The organism is Streptomyces sp. NPDC048337, from assembly GCF_043201175.1.
In the GTDB taxonomy this organism is placed as follows: domain Bacteria; phylum Actinomycetota; class Actinomycetes; order Streptomycetales; family Streptomycetaceae; genus Streptomyces.
The window spans coordinates 240,632-258,533 of record NZ_JBICYR010000002.1 but is presented as its reverse complement, the minus strand read 5'-3'; the positions used below and the strand labels follow the sequence as shown (position 1 = coordinate 258,533).

The 17,902-nt window shown below is 71.0% G+C and carries 18 protein-coding genes; 10 read left to right on the top strand and 8 right to left on the bottom strand.

Translation table 11 applies throughout. The annotated features are described in order from the left end of the window. Positions 1–62: 62 nt before the first annotated feature. Positions 63–662, top strand: coding sequence for a class I SAM-dependent methyltransferase (locus tag ACGFYU_RS04245; protein ID WP_393825690.1), 600 nt, complete (start codon positions 63–65; stop codon positions 660–662). A gap of 51 nt (positions 663–713) precedes the next feature. Here the strand turns inward: ACGFYU_RS04245 and ACGFYU_RS04240 are convergent, their stop codons facing one another. Beyond that, entirely contained in the window at positions 714–1,628 is a 915-nt protein-coding gene (locus tag ACGFYU_RS04240; protein ID WP_393825689.1) for an oxygenase MpaB family protein, read from the bottom strand. A gap of 135 nt (positions 1,629–1,763) precedes the next feature. Here ACGFYU_RS04240 and ACGFYU_RS04235 point away from each other — a divergent pair, with 135 nt between their 5' ends. Together ACGFYU_RS04235 and ACGFYU_RS04230 are read left to right on the top strand one after the other, a co-directional pair. Further along, complete coding sequence (locus ACGFYU_RS04235) at positions 1,764–2,543, top strand: hypothetical protein (RefSeq protein WP_393825688.1); 780 nt, start codon at positions 1,764–1,766, stop codon at positions 2,541–2,543. 29 nt (positions 2,544–2,572) lie between these two features. Beyond that, positions 2,573–3,031: an SAM-dependent methyltransferase gene (locus ACGFYU_RS04230; protein WP_393825687.1), complete on the top strand. Its 459-nt coding sequence runs from the start codon at positions 2,573–2,575 to the stop codon at positions 3,029–3,031. A 211-nt stretch (positions 3,032–3,242) separates the two neighbouring features. On the opposite strand, the gene ACGFYU_RS04225 is transcribed toward ACGFYU_RS04230, so the two are convergent. Beyond that, complete coding sequence (locus ACGFYU_RS04225) at positions 3,243–3,425, bottom strand: hypothetical protein (protein ID WP_393825686.1); 183 nt, start codon at positions 3,423–3,425, stop codon at positions 3,243–3,245. Positions 3,426–3,751: 326 nt separating this feature from the next. Here ACGFYU_RS04225 and ACGFYU_RS04220 point away from each other — a divergent pair, with 326 nt between their 5' ends. The 7 genes from ACGFYU_RS04220 to ACGFYU_RS04190 all read left to right on the top strand — a co-directional run bounded on the left by ACGFYU_RS04220 (position 3,752) and on the right by ACGFYU_RS04190 (position 12,210). Further along, on the top strand, positions 3,752–4,291 hold the full coding sequence (locus ACGFYU_RS04220; RefSeq protein WP_393825685.1) for a cysteine hydrolase family protein: 540 nt from the start codon (positions 3,752–3,754) through the stop codon (positions 4,289–4,291). Further along, entirely contained in the window at positions 4,288–5,208 is a 921-nt protein-coding gene (locus tag ACGFYU_RS04215) for a GlxA family transcriptional regulator (protein WP_393825684.1), read from the top strand. The genes ACGFYU_RS04220 and ACGFYU_RS04215 overlap by 4 nt, the downstream gene beginning before the upstream one ends. Before the next feature lie 162 nt (positions 5,209–5,370). Continuing rightward, positions 5,371–6,498 carry a YqcI/YcgG family protein gene (locus ACGFYU_RS04210; protein ID WP_393825683.1) on the top strand — a complete coding sequence of 376 codons (1,128 nt, stop codon included), beginning with the start codon at positions 5,371–5,373 and terminating at the stop codon, positions 6,496–6,498. An 8-nt stretch (positions 6,499–6,506) separates the two neighbouring features. Beyond that, positions 6,507–7,727, top strand: a complete 1,221-nt coding sequence (locus tag ACGFYU_RS04205; protein ID WP_393825682.1) for an MFS transporter — start codon at positions 6,507–6,509, stop codon at positions 7,725–7,727. Further along, positions 7,702–8,979: an ATP-grasp domain-containing protein gene (locus tag ACGFYU_RS04200; RefSeq protein WP_393825681.1), complete on the top strand. Its 1,278-nt coding sequence runs from the start codon at positions 7,702–7,704 to the stop codon at positions 8,977–8,979. The genes ACGFYU_RS04205 and ACGFYU_RS04200 overlap by 26 nt, the downstream gene beginning before the upstream one ends. Before the next feature lie 339 nt (positions 8,980–9,318). Beyond that, positions 9,319–10,632 carry a GAF domain-containing protein gene (locus ACGFYU_RS04195; protein ID WP_393825680.1) on the top strand — a complete coding sequence of 438 codons (1,314 nt, stop codon included), beginning with the start codon at positions 9,319–9,321 and terminating at the stop codon, positions 10,630–10,632. Positions 10,633–10,686: 54 nt separating this feature from the next. Further along, complete coding sequence (locus tag ACGFYU_RS04190; RefSeq protein WP_393825679.1) at positions 10,687–12,210, top strand: aldehyde dehydrogenase family protein; 1,524 nt, start codon at positions 10,687–10,689, stop codon at positions 12,208–12,210. Between the two features lie 18 nt (positions 12,211–12,228). Here the strand turns inward: ACGFYU_RS04190 and ACGFYU_RS04185 are convergent, their stop codons facing one another. Genes ACGFYU_RS04185 through ACGFYU_RS04160 form a run of 6 tightly spaced genes read right to left on the bottom strand, consistent with a single transcriptional unit; the run spans position 12,229 to position 17,866 of the window. Then, the gene (locus ACGFYU_RS04185) at positions 12,229–12,969 is read right to left on the bottom strand and encodes a response regulator transcription factor (protein ID WP_393825678.1); all 741 of its coding nucleotides are present in this window, start codon (positions 12,967–12,969) and stop codon (positions 12,229–12,231) included. 20 nt (positions 12,970–12,989) lie between these two features. Next, positions 12,990–15,650 carry an FtsX-like permease family protein gene (locus ACGFYU_RS04180; protein WP_393825677.1) on the bottom strand — a complete coding sequence of 887 codons (2,661 nt, stop codon included), beginning with the start codon at positions 15,648–15,650 and terminating at the stop codon, positions 12,990–12,992. Then, the gene (locus tag ACGFYU_RS04175; RefSeq protein ID WP_393825676.1) at positions 15,647–15,877 is read right to left on the bottom strand and encodes a hypothetical protein; all 231 of its coding nucleotides are present in this window, start codon (positions 15,875–15,877) and stop codon (positions 15,647–15,649) included. Before ACGFYU_RS04175 ends, ACGFYU_RS04180 begins: the two co-directional genes overlap by 4 nt. Beyond that, on the bottom strand, positions 15,874–16,572 hold the full coding sequence (locus ACGFYU_RS04170; protein ID WP_393825675.1) for an ABC transporter ATP-binding protein: 699 nt from the start codon (positions 16,570–16,572) through the stop codon (positions 15,874–15,876). The genes ACGFYU_RS04175 and ACGFYU_RS04170 overlap by 4 nt, the downstream gene beginning before the upstream one ends. Continuing rightward, a complete protein-coding gene (locus tag ACGFYU_RS04165) occupies positions 16,569–17,267 on the bottom strand; it encodes an ABC transporter ATP-binding protein (RefSeq protein ID WP_393825674.1) in 699 nt (232 codons plus the stop codon). Before ACGFYU_RS04165 ends, ACGFYU_RS04170 begins: the two co-directional genes overlap by 4 nt. Next, a complete protein-coding gene (locus ACGFYU_RS04160; protein ID WP_393825673.1) occupies positions 17,267–17,866 on the bottom strand; it encodes a hypothetical protein in 600 nt (199 codons plus the stop codon). Before ACGFYU_RS04160 ends, ACGFYU_RS04165 begins: the two co-directional genes overlap by 1 nt. Positions 17,867–17,902 lie beyond the last annotated feature (36 nt).

Sequence of the window (17,902 nt, the reverse complement as noted above, 5' to 3'; positions counted from 1 at the left end):
ACACAGGCGCACACCGCCACATGCACGCACACGCCCGCGCGACGTTGCGAGATCATGGGCGTATGAGCGAAGACCACACGCACGTGCAGGAGTTCTTCGGGGTGCGCGCCGCCGACTGGGACCGCAAGTTCCCAGAGGACGGGCCCGCGTTCGCGACCGCCGTGGCCGAGTTCGGACTGCGGCCCGGGGACCGGGTGCTCGACGCGGGCTGCGGCACCGGGCGGGCCCTGACCCCGCTGCGGGCTGCCGTCGGCCCCACCGGAACCGTGCTCGGCGCCGACCTCACCCCGCAGATGCTGGCGGCCGCGCAGCGGGCCGGTCGCGCCGAGGAGGGCACGCTGCTGCTCGCCGACGTGGCCCGGCTGCCGCTGCGCGACGGGGCGCTGGACGCGGTGTTCGCCGCCGGGCTCATCGCCCACCTGCCCGACCCGGGCGCGAACCTGCGCGAGCTGGCTCGGGTGGTGCGCCCCGGCGGCCGGCTCGCACTGTTTCACCCGATCGGGCGAGCCGCCCTCGCCGCCCGGCACGGTCGGGAGCTCACTCCGGACGACCTGCGGGCCGAGCGCAACCTCGGCCCGCTGCTGGCCGGTTCGGGCTGGGAGATGACCTCGTACGCCGACGAGGACGCCCGCTTCCTGGTGCTGGCCGTCCGTCGGGCATGACCTATTCCCGTACGTCGGCCCCTCGCCCGGGATCCGCGGAGGGACCCGGGATCACGCCGGAGGCTGAGCCTCGGCTCCGGCCGGCCGGCGGGGATGAGGCACGGGGCACCCACCCGATCCGGGCACGGGGAACGTGCCGAGCTCGCCCACGTCGTAGCCGCCGGGGTAGCCCTTGATCTCCGGGTTCTGGCGGGCGTAGTGCGGGGCCTCGCGCGGGGGCAGCAGCCGCACCGCGCGGCCGCGCAGCCGCAGGGCGCCCCGGACCAGCCGGCCCACCGCGGGGCGCGGGCGGTCGAACCGGAAGGCGTTCAGCAGCGGTTCGTCGAGGAGGGCCAGGCTCGCGCGGCGCACGGCGGGGGCGAGCGGCGCCGGGTACCAGGAGGCCATCAGGTCGAGGGTGGAGTCGGCGACCTTCCGGGCTCCCTCGTCCCAGCCGAAGTGGGCCTCCTCATAGGCGTTCAGGGTGGCCTCGAACTCCCCGAAGGAGCCGGGAATGTCCGTGATGCCCAGGTGGCGGCCGAGGGTGGCGTAGTAGTTCGCGGACGCCCGGCGCTCGTGGTGGGTCAGCGGGCGCCAGCCGTACGCGTCCAGCCAGCGCGCCGGAATCACCACGAAAGTGCACAGGACGTAGCGCATGTCGTCATTGGAGATGTCGTAGCTGCGGTGCATCTGGTTGACGCGGCGGATCGCGGTGCGAGCGGTATCGCTGTCGAAGCCGTGCTCCACGACCGCGTCGAGGAGCAGGGCGGTGTCGTCGTAGCGCTTCTGGGTGCGGTCGGTGAACTCGGCGGTTTCGGCGAGCAGGCCGCCGATGGCGGGGACCGCGTACGTGCGGAAGAGGGCGAGCTCCAGGGCGCGGGTGAAGTCCCAGGGGAACTCATAGGTGGCGGTGAGCCGGTAGATGGCGAGGAAGTCCTTGTCCGGATCGAGACGGAGGATCTCCCTCAGCCGGTCGTAACGCTGCACCGGGTGTCCCTTTCTGTGGCGGACTCCCAACTCTACGTGCAGGTAGCGGGCTTGGAAATCGTCGGTCGTAGGCTCTCGACGTGCGGGTTACCGAGTAGTTAAGGTGCGCCGACGAAAGAGCTACCGGGAGGCCAGGTGTCCGACGACGAGGGCGGCGGCTCGCTGTACGTGCTGACCGCCGTACTGCTGACCCCCGCGCAGTTCCCGAGCATCCTGGGCGACGACTTCCCCGAGGCCTGCGCCCTGCTGGGCGTGGAGCCTGGTGGGGACGGCTACGGGCTGGTGCTCGGCCAGGACGAGGAGGGCGCGCGCTGGACGGTCGTCGTGGACGACGTCTCGCTCGTGGCCACGGCCATCGCCTCGTGGGACTGCGGTATGGAGTACGACCTGTCCCCCGACGAACGGTCGATCGTGGTCTCGCTGGCCGGCTGGCCGCTGGAGCTGTCAGTGGCCGCCTCCGGGATCCCCGAACCGCACGATCCGGAGCAGGGCGCCGACGGTACGGGGCGGGTCCCGCTGTCGCCGCCCTCGGCGGAGGCGTGGGGTCCGGTGCAGCGGCGGATGGGCGCGGACCAGATCGCCCGGGAGTGGGCCGACTGGCGCGAACGCGAGGCGACGGACGGCGGGGCGGCGGCCGCCGCGCATCCCGGGCTCGCCCGGGCTCTGGAGGAAGCCCAGGGGTACACGCGGACCCCGCCGCCGCCCGGGCGGGTGCGCTCCTCCTTCGCGGGCGAGGGCGCCCGTACCCTGCGGGCGGACGGGCCCGGCTGGTCGCTGGTGGCCCGCACCGGGGAGGCGGCCTTCGTCCTGCTGGACGAGGAGCCGGGCGAGGTCCTCGCGGTCCCCCGGGCAGGGGATCCGGATCTGCCGGGCCTGCTGGAGGCGCTGGACCGCGTCGCCGTACGCCCGGCCTGAACCACGGTTCGCACACGAGGGGAGACGTGATGGTGGAGTCGGAGCCGGTCGGCGTGGTCGTGGGCGGCCGCGCGGAGGTCGTCGACGACGACTGGGGGCGCGAGACGGCGGTGATCCGCCTGGACGGCCGGCGGTTCGGTCCCGAGGCGCTGTTCGGACTGGAGGACTTCTCCCACATCGAGGTGGTCTACCACTTCGACCGGGTGCCGGTGGAGAAGATCGAAACGGGCGCACGGCACCCCCGGGGCAACCAGGACTGGCCGCTGGTCGGCATCTTCGCCCAGCGGGGCAAGAACCGGCCGAACCGGCTCGGCCTGTCGCGGTGCCGGGTGGTGAAGGTGGACGGCCTGGACGTCCACGTCGAGGGCCTCGACGCCGTGGACGGGACGCCGGTGCTCGACCTCAAGCCGTACATGACCGAATTCGGACCGCGCGGCGACCTGCGGCAGCCCGAGTGGGCGACCGCCTTGATGCGCGACTACTACTGAGCGCCGCCGGGCGGCGGCGCACGCCGTCCGTCCGTATGGGCGCAGCTCGTGGACCCGTCGGCCCGGATCTCTCTCGAACCGGAGCCGACGATCCCGGCCGGCGCTCCGGACCAGCCCCGCGCAGCCGCCCGCCCTGGCGACGCGGGCGCCGCCGCCCGGCCGTGGCGCCACGGCCGACCGGGCCCGCGCGCCGCCACCGCGGGCGCCGCCGTCAGCGGCCGATCTGCTTCCTGGATATACCCCGCAGACGACGCCGCTGGGAGGAATCCAGCAGGAAGTAAGCCGCCGTCGGGACACCGATCAGGACCAGCAGCCCCGCCCAGAAGCCGACCGCCCAGAACAACACGATGGCTGCCACGACTCCGGCAACCGCGACCTTTCCGCTGGTGGACATCCGCGGACACCTCCTCCTGTCGTCGAGCACTTACCCCCTCAACGCGCCGCCACGACCATGCGTTCCCGGTCGCGCGAACAGTCCGCCAAGTGATCACCGCCGCCGAACTCGACCGCCTCCCCGAGGCGAACCGCCCCCTGGCCCGGCCGGCGCGACCAGTGGGTCCTCATCGACCCGGCCGAAGCCCGCCGTACGAATGCCGCCGCCCCCTGGCGATGATTGCCGTCAGCGGCGATGGGTACCGTCGCCACCGTGACCAGATCGTTCCGCTAGTGGTCACAATCATGACTGTCGAACGCCGATGTTCGCTGTTCAGAATGGTGTACATGAATCGCGCGCTGCTGGTGATCGATGTCCAGGAATCCTTCCGGGCCCGGCCTCTGTGGGAGCACATCGCCCATCCTCGCATCAGCGAGCCCGTGAACCGGCTGGTCCGGCTGGCGCGGGACAACGGAGATCTGGTCGTGTGGGTACTGCACACGGAGCCCGGTAGCGGAGGCGTGTTCGACCCGGCCCTGGGGCATGTCCGGCTCTTCGACGAACTGGAGCAGCCGCGTCCAGACGAGCCGGTGCTCTACAAGACCTCGCACAACGCGTTCACCACCACCGACCTTCAGCGGCGGCTGACCGAGGCCGGCGTCGGCGAGCTGTGGGTCTGCGGCATCCGCACCGAGCAGTGCGTGGAGACCACGGCCCGACTCGGCAGCGACCTGGGATACGAGGTCGTCTTCGTCCCCGACGCGACCACGACCAATCCGATCGGTGACCTCGGCGCCGAGGCGATCATCGAACGTACACAGGCCGTTCTGCGTGACCGCTTCGCCCGCATCGCCACCGTGGACGAACTGGCAGCCTCTTCGGCATGACGCACGTTGTCTTCGTCCTGTTCCCCGAGGTCCACCTGCTCGACCTCGCCGGTCCGGCCCAGGTGTTCAGTGCGGCCGAGGAACTGGGCCTCCCGTACACCTTCAGTTACGTCTCCGAGCACGAGCAGATCGTCAGCGCGCAGGGCCTCGTGCTCACCGCCCAGCGACACCTGCCCGATCTGCGCGAGGACGACCTGGTCGTGATCCCGGGATGGCGGGCGCCCGTCCTGCGGGATGCGGAAGTGAGTCCCGAAACACTGGAATGGCTGCGTGCGCACCATGCTTCGGGTGGCACTGTCGCCAGCGTGTGCGTCGGAGCGCAGGTCCTGGGCCAGGCGGGCCTTCTGGACGGTCGGAACTGCACCACTCACCACCAGCTCCAGGACGCGTTCGCCGCCCGCCATCCCCGGGCGACCGTGCTCCGGGACGTGCTGTTCACCTCTGACGACCGGGTGGTGACCGCGGCGGGCATCGCCAGCGGCATCGACCTGGCTCTGCACTTGCTCGCCACCCGGCACGGACCAGGTCTCGCCGCCAAGGCTGCCAGGGAGATGGTCGTCTACGCCCGTCGCAACGGCCACGAACCCCAGGACAGCGCGATGCTGCGCCATCGCAACCACCTGGACGACAACGTCCACCGCGTCCAGGACCTGATCGACACCCACTACGTCGAGTCACTGCCCCTCGCCCGCCTCGCCGCCCATGCCGGCGTCAGCCCCCGCACCCTTACCCGCCAGTTCGCGGAGGCCACCAGCGGCATGACTCCGCTCCGTTACCAACAGGCGCTGCGCATGGAACGGGCGGACCACCTCATCGGGCACGGGGCGACGATCGAGTCCGCGGCCCGAGAGGTCGGGTTCGAGGATGCGCGCATGCTTCGTCGGCTTCGCACCCGGCACTCGACGCCCGGCCGATAGTGGAAGCAGAGAAAATGAAAGGTGAATTCCAAACGAGGGGAGAGGTGTGGAAATTTCGCGGCAGTGATCTTTACCACTCCGCGAGGAATTGAATTCGAAGCAGTTCGGATGACATGGTGAATGGGCCGTAGAGATCCACGAGAAATCTGAGGTCGCATTACAGTGTCCACCGACGCACTGAATTCTGAATTCCTTACCGTTCCGGGCTCGACTCCTTTCCCGCCGCATGTTTGGCAGTCCGAGGCCATCGCCTCCTTCGAAGGACGGATGCTCGACCCCGAAGACAAATTTCCCTGCATCTTCGGCGTCGACGCAGTAGTACGGAAAACCCTGCGGTACGGCTTCATCGACTCGGGATCCCATGCCGAGCAGCTGTCCGCGACCCTCCGCTCCTTCACCTCCATCTGCGAAGAGCTGGGACGGCGCACCTCGCTGGTCGTCTTCTTCGAATCGTGGAATGCTCCGGAAGAGACGCACGAGAGCTACTACCAGGAGTTCTGGAAGCTACTCGAAAGGACGTCCTCCTTCGACGAGACCCCCTGGCCGTCCGAATACTCGGCGGACACGGACGACTCCACGTTCGAGTACTGCTTCAACGGGGTTCCCATGTTTGTCGTGGTGAACACTCCGCTGCACACCGCTCGACGCAGCCGACAGTTCGAGCGCGTCGCGATCACCTTCCAGCCGAGGTTCGTCTTCGATGACATCAAGCACGGGACGAAGCCGGGTGACAATGCGCGCAAGGTGATCCGAGGCCGAATCGACGAATACGACACCGCGCCGCTCACCGCCATGCTCGGCAATTTTGGCGAAGAAACGAACAGCGAATGGCGCCAGTACTACCTGGACGATGGACAGGACGTCATCGCGCGAGGCAAGTGCCCCATCAGCTTTGTCACACGAAAGGAATCCGAGATGACCGAAACGATGATTATTCAGGAACCCGAGCTGGGAATCGCCGAGGCCGCGGCCAAGTTCCTCCCCACCCAGGGAGGAATCGAATTGCAGCGTGACGCCCCCGGGAAGGTGCACTCCTGGCACAGTCACTCGGTTCACGAGACCCTTGTCGTCCTCTCGGGCTACATGGTCGTCGAGTACGCCGCCCACGGCGGGGGACCGGAGACGGTGACCGAGGACAAGGCGACCGCGGGCACTCGGATCGAACTGCCGGCAGGCACGATTCACCAGTCCACGGCCGGCGAGCAGGGCTGCGTCTACTTCATCATCCCCGAGGGCGGCAAGGCCGCTCACACTGTCTCTCACGGTGACTTTCTGAGTGGGGCGCGTTGAGCCTGAGCATGCAGGATCTGCGAAGGTTCCCTGCGCAGATCTGGATCGTTTCGGTTGCCACCCTGATCAATCGGTGCGTAGGGTTCCTCGGGCTTTTCGCAGCCGTCTTCTTCCAAGGAATGAAGGCGACGTCCAGCACGGTCGCGTTCGCGCTGCTCGCCGTTGGCACGGCAGGAATACTCGGGTCGATCGTCGGCGGCAGGACAGCGGAGAAGCTCGGTAGCTTCCGGGTTCTCGCGGCGGGCTGCTTCATCAACGTCCCGCTGCTCTTCGCCCTCTCCTTCCTGACGGACAGCCCGTACGCTTCCATTCCGGTCGCCGCCGTGAGTGTTGCGATTTCGCAGTCCTTCGTGGGACCGTCAGCCGCGCTGGTTTCATCCTCAGAGTACGAAGGCCCCACGGTCACCGCCTTCGCCTTCTACCGGATATTCCTCAACGTGGGCATGGTCGCGGCTCCGGCCGTGGCAGGAATCGTGGGATTCTCACAGTTCCCGCTTCTCTTCACGATGTCCGCAGTCGGATCACTCGCGGCCGGCGTGCTTCTCGTCGCGGGGCAGAAGTGGATACGCCCGCAGACGTCGAGCAGTGCGCCGAAGGAGGCCGCCCCCAAGGCCGAAGAAGCTCGCGCCGAGGACCAGGCCACCGCTCAGCGCAAGAAGATTCGGATCTGGTCCGTCATCGTTGCCTTCGGTGTCACGATCGCTGTTTACGCACAGCACCAGAGCGGAATTCCCCTTTCTCTCGACCGTCTCAGCGGAGGCGATCGCCTCTACGCGATCCTCCTCCTCATCAACCCCATCGTGATCATCGTCTTCGAGCTTCCGCTCAGCACCTTGACGGCGAAATTCAACTGGGGCAAGGCCTTCGCAGTCGGTTCTGTCCTGACCTGTGTCGGGCTGGCGGTCTGCGGTCTTTCCTCGGCGTGGGCGGTCTGCATCATCGGCTTCGTGTTCTTCTCTCTCGGCGAGGCCATTTTCGCTCCGCTCGGAAATTCCTCGGTCGCCGAACTCGCCGGGCCTGCCGAGAACGCGCGGTACCAGGGCTACCTGTCCGCCGCACAGTCCACCGGCATCGCCCTCGGACCTGCCGTCGGAGCATGGGGAGTCCTGCACGACCGGGTCGTCTTCTGGATCGGAATCGCCGTGGTCGGCCTCGTACTCGCCGTCCTTCTGGTGGCGACAGGCAAGGAAAAGGTGGTGACTCGTGAGCGAGTCGAAGCAGCCGTCTAAGGTCCTCATCGTGGACCCCGTCAGCTCCGGGACTCTCTACCCGCCGATTCTGGCCGATGCCGGCGTCCCGGTCATGCTCCTGGACACCGGGCGAGCGCTGGCCGCCGGGCTGCGCAGCGGGAGCACACCTGGTGCTCTCGACTTCGAGCGCGACTTCGGGGGTGACCGGGAGCGCCTGCTGGCCCACTGCGTCGCGCAGGACGTCGCGTACGTGATTGCAGGTACCGAGTCCGGCATCGCACTGGTCGAGTACCTGCAGGAGGCGATCCCACAGTGCCCGGCGAACAGTGCGGGCGAGTCCCGCAAGCGCTGGGACAAGGAGTTCATGTTCTCCGCCCTGAAGGAGAACGGCGTCCCCTGCCTGCGGACGCAGGCGATCGCACCGGGAACCGATCTCTCCGAGGAGCTCATCTCCGAGCACAGCGCGTCCCTGCCCGCGGTCGTCAAGCCCTCCACGGGTGCCGGATCGGTGGGCGTCCGGATGGTGAAGGACTCGGGCGAGCTGCAGGCGGCGGTCCGCAGCATTCTCGGCGCACCGGGGTTCTTCGGCGACAGTCCCAGCGCCTTGGTGCAGGAGCTCTTCCCCGCGCCGCAGATCGAGTACGTGGTCGATACGTTCTCCCACGACGGGGTCCACGAGATCCTTGGCCTGAGCCGCTACGACAAGCGTCTCTCCGCCCAAGGCGACTTCATCTACGAGCGGATCCAGTGGATCTCCCCCGATGGACCGCCGGCCAGTGAGATCACCCGGTACGCCGAGGACGTTCTGGGCGCCCTCGGGGTGCATGTCGGGCCCTCGCACATGGAGATCATGTACAACGCCCACACCGGCCCGCGCCTGATCGACTTCGGCGCACGTGCCCACGGCGCGGGACATCCTCTGAAGACGTTCAAGCTGACGGGCGTCTCCCAGATCCACCGGGAGTGCGAATACGTCGCGCACAAGTTGAGGAACACCCCCCTCTCCACGGAGGGCGGCAGCTATTCCCTCCCCCGCGACGGCGCGATCATCTTCTTCAGCCTGGACGAGGCCACGCGGTGTGTCACCCAGCCGGACGAGGACGCGCTGAGGGCACTGCCGGGCGTGCACGAGGTGATGGTCAACGCCCGCGCGGGCGAGGACTACCCGGCGACCCGGTCCCTGCTTGATTCCCTGGACCTCGGCCTGGTCTTCCTCTCCGCACGGGACGGGAAGCAGCTCGACGAGTACGGCGAGGCCGTACGGGAGAAGTTCTCCTCGTTCTTCGCCTAGGCCGCGCCGGAACACTCAGTGCACAAGGAAGGGCGCTCCCACTCCAGGGGGCGCCCTTCGCTTCGCCTCGTGTCGCCCCTGACCCGACGCCGCCGGAAGCCCCTGACCCGGCGGACCCGGAAGCCCCTGACCCATCGGACCCTGCGGACCCGGAGCACGCACCGGACCCCGCACCCCGCGAAGCCGCCCCCCAACCACGTTTCGGCCCGGACCGGCCGACGTAGCGACCCCGCCGTGGCCGACGCAGCCACCCGCAGTGGCCGACGTACCGCTTGCCGTGGCCCGGTGCCGGGACGACGATGGGGCGCTCCGGGTACCGCGGCACCACGGGAGGGTGACATGGACGATCCTTCGGTGGCGCTGCCGGGCGGGGCCGATCCCGCCGAGCGCACGCGCGAACTGCGGCGGGCCCATGCCGTGTTCACCCGGGACGGGCGGGTCGAGGCCCCGGTCCGGGCGGTGATCGCGCGGTCCTGGCGGCGGTGCGCTCGGGCCCGCGTCAGCCCGGAGTGCGCGCCCCGCGTGGAGCTCGCGGAGGCGCAACTGCGGCCGTACCGCGAGGAGCACCCGCTCTCCCGCGTGATGCCGCTGTTCCGGGAGCTCGTCGGGGAGTTCGCCGCACAAGGGGCGCATCTGCTGGCGGTGTGCGACGCGCGCGGCAGCCTGCTCTGGGTGGAGGGCGAACCGGACACGCTGCGCCGCGCGGAGCGGCTCGGCTTCGTCCCGGGCGCGCGGTGGGCGGAGACGGCGATGGGAACGAACGCCCCCGGTACGGCGGTCGCGGTCGGCGAGCCCGTTCAGGTCTTCGGGGCCGAGCACTTCAGCCGCCGGGTCCATCCGTGGACCTGTGCGGCGGCCCCGGTTCGGGATCCGCGGACGGGCCGGCTGCTGGGCGCGGTGGACATCACCGGCGGCGACGGCCTCGCGCACCCCCACTCGCTCGCGCTCGTCCGGGCGGTGGCCCGGGCCGCGGAGGCCCAACTGGCCCTGCTCGACCCGGCACCGCCCGCCGTCGGGGACACCCTGACCGCCCTCGGCCAGGACGAGGCGCTGCTGGTCACCGGCGGGCGGACGGTGCGGCTGGGCCGGCGGCACAGCGAGATCATGGCGCTGCTGGCGCACCATCCGGAGGGGTTGTCGGGCGAAGAACTGGCGATCGCACTCTACGAGGACGAGTCGGTGTCACCGGTGACGTTACGCGCCGAAATCTCCCGCCTGCGCGCCCTGTTGGGCCCGGCCGCCCCGCTCTCGCGCCCCTACCGCACCGCCGGCCCGCTGGACGCGGACTTCACCACGCTGACCCGGCACCTGGCCGCCGGCGCGGTCTCCGCCGCCCTCCACCACTACCCCGGCCCCCTCCTCCCCGCTTCGACCGCGCCCGGCATCGTGCGGCTGCGCCGCCGGATCGAGGACCAGGCGCGGGCCGCCGTCATCGCCCGTGCGGACGCCGGGCTGTTGACCGACTGGGTGTGCAGTCCGTGGGGCGCGGACGATCCGGAGGCGTGGCGGGCCCTGGCCGCGGCGCTGCCGCCCGAGGGCAGGCCGGCCGCGCTGGCCCGCGTACACGCCCTGGACCGCGAGCTCGGCATAACGAAGCCGTCGTGGCGCGACCGCAGCACGTGTGCAACGTATCCGCAACCTGTCCGCTCCTAGCCTCCCCCGAGCGCTGTCCGACGGTGGCCGGCGCCCGTCACGTGGGAGGACACCATGGCCCGTTACGCTGCGCCCGGTACCGAGGGGGCGCTCATGTCGTACGCGTCCCGCTACGACCACTTCATCGGCGGCGAGTACGTCGGACCCGCCCGCGGCGAGTACTTCGCGAACCCCTCCCCCGTCAACGGCCAGACCTTCACGGAGGTCGCGCGCGGCACGGCGGAGGACGTGGAGCGCGCGCTGGACGCGGCCCACGCGGCCGCGCCGGCCTGGGGGCGGACCTCGGTGGCGGAGCGGTCGACCATCCTGCTGCGCATCGCGGACCGGATGGAGCAGAACCTGGAGGCCCTCGCGGTAGCGGAGACCTGGGAGAACGGCAAGCCGGTCCGCGAGACCCTCGCGGCGGATCTCCCGCTCGCCATCGACCAGTTCCGCTATTTCGCGGGAGCCCTGCGCGCCCAGGAGGGGGCCCTGAGCCAGCTCGACGACGACACGGTGGCCTACCACTTCCACGAGCCGCTGGGTGTGGTCGGGCAGATCATCCCGTGGAACTTCCCGATCCTGATGGCGGTGTGGAAGCTCGCTCCCGCCCTGGCGGCGGGCAACACCGTGGTGCTCAAGCCGGCGGAACAGACCCCGGCCTCCGTCCACTACTGGCTGAGCCTGGTGACCGACCTGCTGCCGCCGGGCGTGGTGAACATCGTCAACGGCTTCGGTGAGGAGGCGGGCAAGCCGCTCGCCTCCAGCCCGCGCGTCGCCAAGATCGCCTTCACCGGGGAGACCTCGACCGGGCAGCTGATCATGCAGTACGCGGCCGAGCACCTCAAGCCGGTGACCCTCGAACTGGGCGGCAAGAGCCCGAACCTCTTCTTCGACGACATCTGGACCACGGACGACGACCTGCGCGACAAGGCCCTGGAGGGCTTCACCATGTTCGCCCTCAACCAGGGCGAGGTGTGCACCAGCCCGTCGCGCGCCCTGATCGAGCGCGGCCGGTACGGGGACTTCCTCGACGCGGCGGTGGCCCGCACGGAACTCATCGTGCCGGGCCACCCGTTGGACACGGAGACGATGATCGGCGCCCAGGCCTCGGAGGAGCAGCTGCGCAAGATCCTCTCGTACGTGGAGATCGGCCAGCGGGAGGGCGCGAAGATCCTCACCGGTGGCGAGCGCCGGGAGCTGGACGGGGACCTGTCGGGCGGCTTCTACGTCGAGCCCACCATCTTCGAGGGCGACAACCGCATGCGGATCTTCCAGGAGGAGATCTTCGGCCCGGTGGTGTCGGTGACCTCCTTCCAGGACTTCGACGACGCCGTCCGCATCGCGAACGACACGGCGTACGGCCTGGGCGCGGGCGTGTGGACCCGCGACATCAACACCGCCTACCGCGCGGGCCGCGCGATCCAGGCGGGCCGCGTCTGGACGAACTGCTACCACGCCTACCCGGCCCACGCTGCTTTCGGAGGGACGAAGCAGTCCGGCATCGGCCGCGAGACCCACAAGATGATGCTGGAGCACTACCAGTGGACCAAGAACCTGCTGGTCAGCTACTCGCCGAGGCAGGTCGGCTTCTTCTAGGGCACCGAGGGTGGCGGGTCATCCGGAAGGCGTCGGGTCGAGTCGGTAGCCGTGGCCGCGGAGTGTCGTGATCTGCGGGAGGTGGACGGTGCCCGGTGCCGCGGCCTCGGCCGTGTGGAGTCGGCGGCGGAGGGAGGCCATGGTGACGTCGAGGGTCTTGGTCGGGCCGAACCAGTTCTCGTCCCACACCTGTGCCATCAGCGTCTCCCGGGAGACGGCGCTCCCCTGGTGGCGGGCGAGCTCGGCGAGGAGTTCGAACTCCTTCGTCCGCAGGGGGACCTCCTCGCCCGCAACCAGCACACGCCGGGCTGCCGTATCGACGGTGAGGTCTCCCAGCTGGATGGGCTCGTTCTCCTGCTGCGCCTCGGATGGAGGTCTGCGGCGCAGGTGGGCGCGCAGGCGGGCGAGGAGGACGGTCATGCTGAAGGGCTTGACCAGGTAGTCGTCGGCGCCCGAGTCCAGTCCCGCGATCACGTCGATCTCGTCGGTGCGGGCGGTGAGGATGACGATCAGGAGGTCCGGAAGGTCCTCGCGCAGGCGGCGGGCGAGGTCGATCCCGTCGAGGTCGGGCAGGCCCAGATCGAGGAGGACGAGGTCGGGCGGGTTGTGGTGGGCGGCGGTCAGGGCGGCGGAGCCGGTGCGGCACCAGGTGGTGGTGTAGCCGTTGCCGCGCAGTCCGCGCTCCAGGTGGCGGCCGATGGTGTCGTCGTCCTCGATGACCAGGGCGGTGGGCGGGCGCCCCGCGGTACCGGTGCTCATGGTGTGAGGTTATGGGCTGGTCACGGTTCGCGGAGCTCTTCGACGGCGGGGCGGCCGGAGCCGCGGGCGCCGTGCAGGGCGGCGGCGGTGAGGGCCGCGAGCGTCGCGAGGAGGGTCAGGGACAGGTAGGGCCAGGGGAGGGACAGGGAGGACGGCGGCGGGTCGAAGACGCCAGTGAGGACCTTCACGAGCATCTGCGCGAGGGCCCAGCCGATGAGAGCGCCCCCGGCGAGGCCGGCGAGGGCGACGGTGGCCGCCTCGGCGAAGACCATGCCGCGCAGATGTTGCCGGGTGGCGCCGAGAACGCTCGCCACCGCGAGGGTCCGGCGGCGCTCGGTCAGACCGAGGGCGAGTACCGCCCCTCCGGAGCCCGCGGCCAGAGCCACGGCGAAGCCGAGTTCGATCCGGGTCAGTCCGGCGAGGTCCACAGACGTGAGGCTGGAGCCGACGGCGGATCGGGTCTGGGTGAGGTCGGTGACCGTGGCCGTGGCGCCCAGTCGCTCGCGCAGCCGGGCGGCGACGGCCTGCTGGTGTACGCCGCCGGTGTCGACGAGGAAGGCGCCGACGGCGTCGCTGCCGGTCTCGCGGGCGACGTACGCGGCGTTGGCGACGAAGAAGCTGTCCTTGGGGGCGGTCGGGAACTCCTTGACGACGCCCGCGTAGTGGAACTGCACCGTGCGCAGCTGCTTGGTCCGGTCGTCCTGGAGGCGCAGGTTGAGCCGGTCGCCTGGGGTGAGCTGGAAGTCCTTCACCGTTTCCTCGCTGACGAGGACCGAGTCGGGGCGGGCCGCGAGCTTGTCCAGGAGGCTCCGGGCGCTGCCGCCCGCGAAATAGGTGTCCTGGAGCGCGGTTGCGGAGGTGATGGTGGCGGGGTTGACGCCATAGAGGTCCTGGAGGTCGGATCCGACGTAGGCGAAGCGGTGTTGGAGCGGTTCGACGTGGCGCACTCCCTGGACGGAGGCCAGGGCGTGCCCGGCGTCGGGGCCGGTCGTCGCGCCGGGTGACCGGGTGACGGTGACGTCGGCGCCGTTGGTGAGCTGGGCGTCCACTTCTGCCTGGTGGCGGTAGGTGTCGTTGAAGGCGGCGGTGGAGAGTGCGAAGGACACGGCGAGGGCGAGCAGGACGACGGAGCGGGCCAGGACGCGGCGCTGGCGGGCCATGCCGGAGGCCGTAGCGGCGGCGAGGGTGCCGGTCAGCGGCCGGACCAGGAACGTGAGCGGGCGCCGGCCGTGGGCGAAGGCGTACGTCGTCAGGCGCCACAGGAGCAGCGCGGAGCCCAGCCACAGCAGCGCGGGGCCGAGGAAGGCCCAGTAGGACACCGAAATGCTCGCCACTCCTTCGGGGGCGAGGACCAGGGCGTACTGGTTGCCGGCGGCGGCCCGGAAGAGGAGGAGCGCGACCGCCAGCAGGATGAAGTCGAATCCGGTGCGCTGCCACAGGGGGGTGCCGGTTGACGGGAGGCTGCGGCGCGCGGAGGTGACCGTGATGGTGCGCTGGTCCCGTACGGCGGGCAGCAGGACGGTCGCGGCCGCGACGGCCGCACCGATGGCGAGGGCGATGAGGGCCCAGCGCAGCGGTACGAGGCCGGCGGCCCCGAACGAGGCCGGGCCGAAGGCGATCCGGCCGGCCAGGGCGGCGAGGGCGATGCCGAGCAGGCCGCCGCCCAGGCCGATGGCGCCGGCCTCGACGGCGGCGAGCGCGGCGACCCGGCGCCGGTCCAGGCCGCGGGTGCGCAGCAGGGCCTGCTCCCGGCGGCGGCGGTCCGCTCCGGCGCTGACCAGGGCGGAGGTGAGCAGGGCTGCGAGGACCACGCCGGGGGCTCCGAGGAACAGGAAGAGCAGCTGGGCGTACAAGGCGTCCTGGCGGGCGGCGTCCAGGGCCGCGCCGAGGTTGTCGCCGACCTGGACGGCTCCGGAGAGGCGGGCTTCGAGGTGGTGGGCGGCTCCGGTGACGGCCGTGAAAGCGGCGGCGGGGTCGGCGGGCAGGCCCCCGTCCCTGGCTGCGTGCACCTGCGTGGTGACGGCGGCGGGATCCAGGGCCCTGGTGCGCGCGGTGAGGGAGTCGAACAGGGCGGCGGGCAGGAGCACGACGTTGTCGGGCGGGGCGGCGGGTTGTGACTGGGGCGGGGCACCGACCCTCTGGAACAGGGAGTCGGCCTGGGGCAGGTCGACGACTCCGGCGACCGTGACGGTGGTGTCGGCCGAGCCCGGCAGCGCGATGCGGACGGTGTCGCCGGGTTCGGCGTGCAGGTTGGCGGCGGTCTGCTGGGCGAGGAGGACTCCGTCCCGGGCGCCGGTCAGCGGCCGTATCTCGCCCGGGAAGGCGCTGCGGTAGCCGTCGGGGATGCCGAGCACCACGCCGTCGCCGGTGGTCTGTACGGAACCTGCGGCCTTCGTCTGGAAGCCGGTGCTGCGGGCATAGGTGACGGGCAGTGCGGTGCGGATCCCGGGGGTGTGGCGGATCGTGTCGAGCACGGTGGCGGGCTGCGCGGTGGGCTGGAGCTGTACCTGCCAGTCGACGGCGACGAACCGGGCGGCGCGTGCGGTCATCGTCGAGCGGGAGGCGGTCAGGAACGTACCGAGCGCGGCGATGAGTGCGACGGCGAGGGCTACGGTGAGCGCGGCCACGAGGAGCCTGCCGCCGCGGTGGCGGAGCAGGCCGGCCAGCCAGGCGGTGATCACGGTGTGCCTCCTCCGGCACCTGCGGCCCCGGTCTCGGGCACCACGTCCTGGAGGAGGTCGTCGATGCGCCCGACGATGGTGAGGTCGCTGCGTCCCGCCGGTTCGTCGGCCAAGGCGAGGTGGGGCAGCGCTGCGAAGAGCGCAGCGGCGGGTACGAGGAAGAGCGCGACCAGGGCAAGGAGGCCGCGGCAGTGCCGGCCCCTGCCTACCGGCCGGCCGGTGTTCACGGTGTGCCTCCGTCCGGGTACAGGAGGAGTCGGCCGTCGCGCATGGTCCAGTGGGTCCGCAGGCGTTCTCCGACGGCCGGGTCGTGGGTGCTCACCACCAGGGCGGCGCCGATCTCGTCCACCGCCGACAGCAGGACGTCCACGACGTGGCGGCCCGTGGTGCGGTCGAGACGGCCGGTCGGTTCGTCGGCCAGGACGAGCCGGGGCCGGGAGGCCAGCACCCGGGCGACCGCGACGCGCTGCGCCTGGCCTCCCGAGATGTCGTCGGGCAGTCTGTCGGCGAGGTCTGCGACACCGACGCGCTCCAGGGCGGCGAGCGCCCGCACACGGGCGGGGTCGGCGCTCTCACCGGACAGCACGAGCGGCAGCCCGGTGTTCTCTGCGACGTCCAGGGTGGCGATGAGGCTGGGGCTCTGGAAGACGACCCCGATGGCCATCGCCCTCGCCCGTACCCAAGCCTGCGGGCCGGCGCCTTCCGCGTACCAGGGCCACACCACTTCGCCGCTGGTCGGCTGTTCCAGTCCGGCCATCAGGTGGAGCAGGGTGGACTTGCCCGACCCCGAGGGCCCCATGACGGCGATCCGGTCATGGGCGTCCACCTGGCAGTTCGTGCCGTGTACGGCGACCACCGCCGCGGGCCCGCGCCCGTACGTCCGCCCGACGTCCCGGCAGGCGACGAGCACCCGGCCGGTCATGGCCGGAGCCTTCCGTCGCGGAGGGTCAGGACCCGGTCGGCGCCCCCTACGACGGCGGTGCTGTGGGTGACGAGGAGCACGCCCCGCCGTCCGTCGCTGCCTCGGGCCCGCAGCAATTCCAGGACGCGGCGTTCGGTGCTCCCGTCGAGTTCTCCCGTGGGCTCGTCGGCGAGCAGCAGGTCCGGGTCGTTGGCCAAGGCCACGGCCAGTGCGGCGCGCGCCAGTTCGCCACCGGCCAGTTCGCGGGGCAGGGCGTGGGCCCGGCCGAGGAGGCCCACCTGGTCCAGGACTACGTCGATGTCCTGCGCCGGGGTGCCGTGGCGGCCGGCGGCCGTGCGGGCGAGGCGGATGTTGCGTGCCACGTCGAGGTGGGCGATCAGGTTCTCCGTCTGGAGGAGGATGCCGATCCGGCGGGCCCGGATCTTGGCCCGCTCCGCCTCCGGGCGGTGGCTGATCCGCTCCCCCGCTATCCGTACGGACCCGCCGGCGGGCTCGTCGAGGCCTGCGAGGCAGGCCAGCAGGGTGGACTTCCCCGAGCCGGAGGGGCCGACCACGGCCACGAGCTCTCCCGGGGCCACCGTGAGGGACACTCCGCGCAGGGCGAGGGTCTCCTCCTCCCCGGCGCGGTAGAAGCGGTACAGCTCGCGTGCGTCGAGGGCCGGCGCGGTGCCCGCGCGGCCAGTGCCCGAGTCCATCACCGCCACCTCAGTGAGTCGGTGACGGTCCGCCAGGGGTCGACGTTGTCGGCGTTGACCGGTCCAGAGAGGGTGACGACGACGTCACGGCCCTGGTGGTGGAAGACGTACCGCTCGAAGGCGTCGCGGACGGCCTTGCCCGTGACCGGGTCCGCGGCCGAGTTGCCCTGGTAGGTGTACAGGACGGCAGTGCCGGCCTTGCGGCTGACGTCGGTGGCCTTGCCGGGTGCGAAGGCGGGGACGGTCTTGGCCAGCGACGGCACGTCCCCTGCGGTCACCGAGGCGGGGGTGGGCGGCTTCGCGGCGGGGTGCTCGGACACTTCGATGCGGTTCAGCTTGTCGGTGAACGTGGTGACGGGGCCGGTGGTGGTGCGCGCCCAGCCCTCGGGCACGCTGATCGTGAACCCCGCGCCGGGCGGCACGAAGGGCACATAGGCCTGGTTGTCGGGGATGTCACCGGGTGGGTTGGACTCGGCGGGGGCGGGCGGTGGCGGCTTCGGGCCGGCGGCCGTGGCGGAGCCGGACGCACCGCATCCGGCGAGGACTGCGGCGAGGAGGACGACTCCCGCACAGGGGGCGAGCGTGCCGCGTACGTTCATGAGGACCTCCGCAGGACGAGGTGCCTTCCACGCTAG

Coding starts and splice junctions, on each gene's coding strand:
- ACGFYU_RS04190 (WP_393825679.1), top strand. CDS start 10,687: ATGGCCCGTTACGCTGCGCCCGGTACCGAGGGGGCGCTCATGTCGTAC.
- ACGFYU_RS04245 (WP_393825690.1), top strand. CDS start 63: ATGAGCGAAGACCACACGCACGTGCAGGAGTTCTTCGGGGTGCGCGCC.
- ACGFYU_RS04225 (WP_393825686.1), bottom strand. CDS start 3,425: ATGTCCACCAGCGGAAAGGTCGCGGTTGCCGGAGTCGTGGCAGCCATC.
- ACGFYU_RS04185 (WP_393825678.1), bottom strand. CDS start 12,969: ATGAGCACCGGTACCGCGGGGCGCCCGCCCACCGCCCTGGTCATCGAG.
- ACGFYU_RS04170 (WP_393825675.1), bottom strand. CDS start 16,572: ATGACCGGCCGGGTGCTCGTCGCCTGCCGGGACGTCGGGCGGACGTAC.
- ACGFYU_RS04230 (WP_393825687.1), top strand. CDS start 2,573: ATGGTGGAGTCGGAGCCGGTCGGCGTGGTCGTGGGCGGCCGCGCGGAG.
- ACGFYU_RS04220 (WP_393825685.1), top strand. CDS start 3,752: ATGAATCGCGCGCTGCTGGTGATCGATGTCCAGGAATCCTTCCGGGCC.
- ACGFYU_RS04195 (WP_393825680.1), top strand. CDS start 9,319: ATGGACGATCCTTCGGTGGCGCTGCCGGGCGGGGCCGATCCCGCCGAG.
- ACGFYU_RS04205 (WP_393825682.1), top strand. CDS start 6,507: ATGCAGGATCTGCGAAGGTTCCCTGCGCAGATCTGGATCGTTTCGGTT.
- ACGFYU_RS04165 (WP_393825674.1), bottom strand. CDS start 17,267: ATGGACTCGGGCACTGGCCGCGCGGGCACCGCGCCGGCCCTCGACGCA.
- ACGFYU_RS04215 (WP_393825684.1), top strand. CDS start 4,288: ATGACGCACGTTGTCTTCGTCCTGTTCCCCGAGGTCCACCTGCTCGAC.
- ACGFYU_RS04160 (WP_393825673.1), bottom strand. CDS start 17,866: ATGAACGTACGCGGCACGCTCGCCCCCTGTGCGGGAGTCGTCCTCCTC.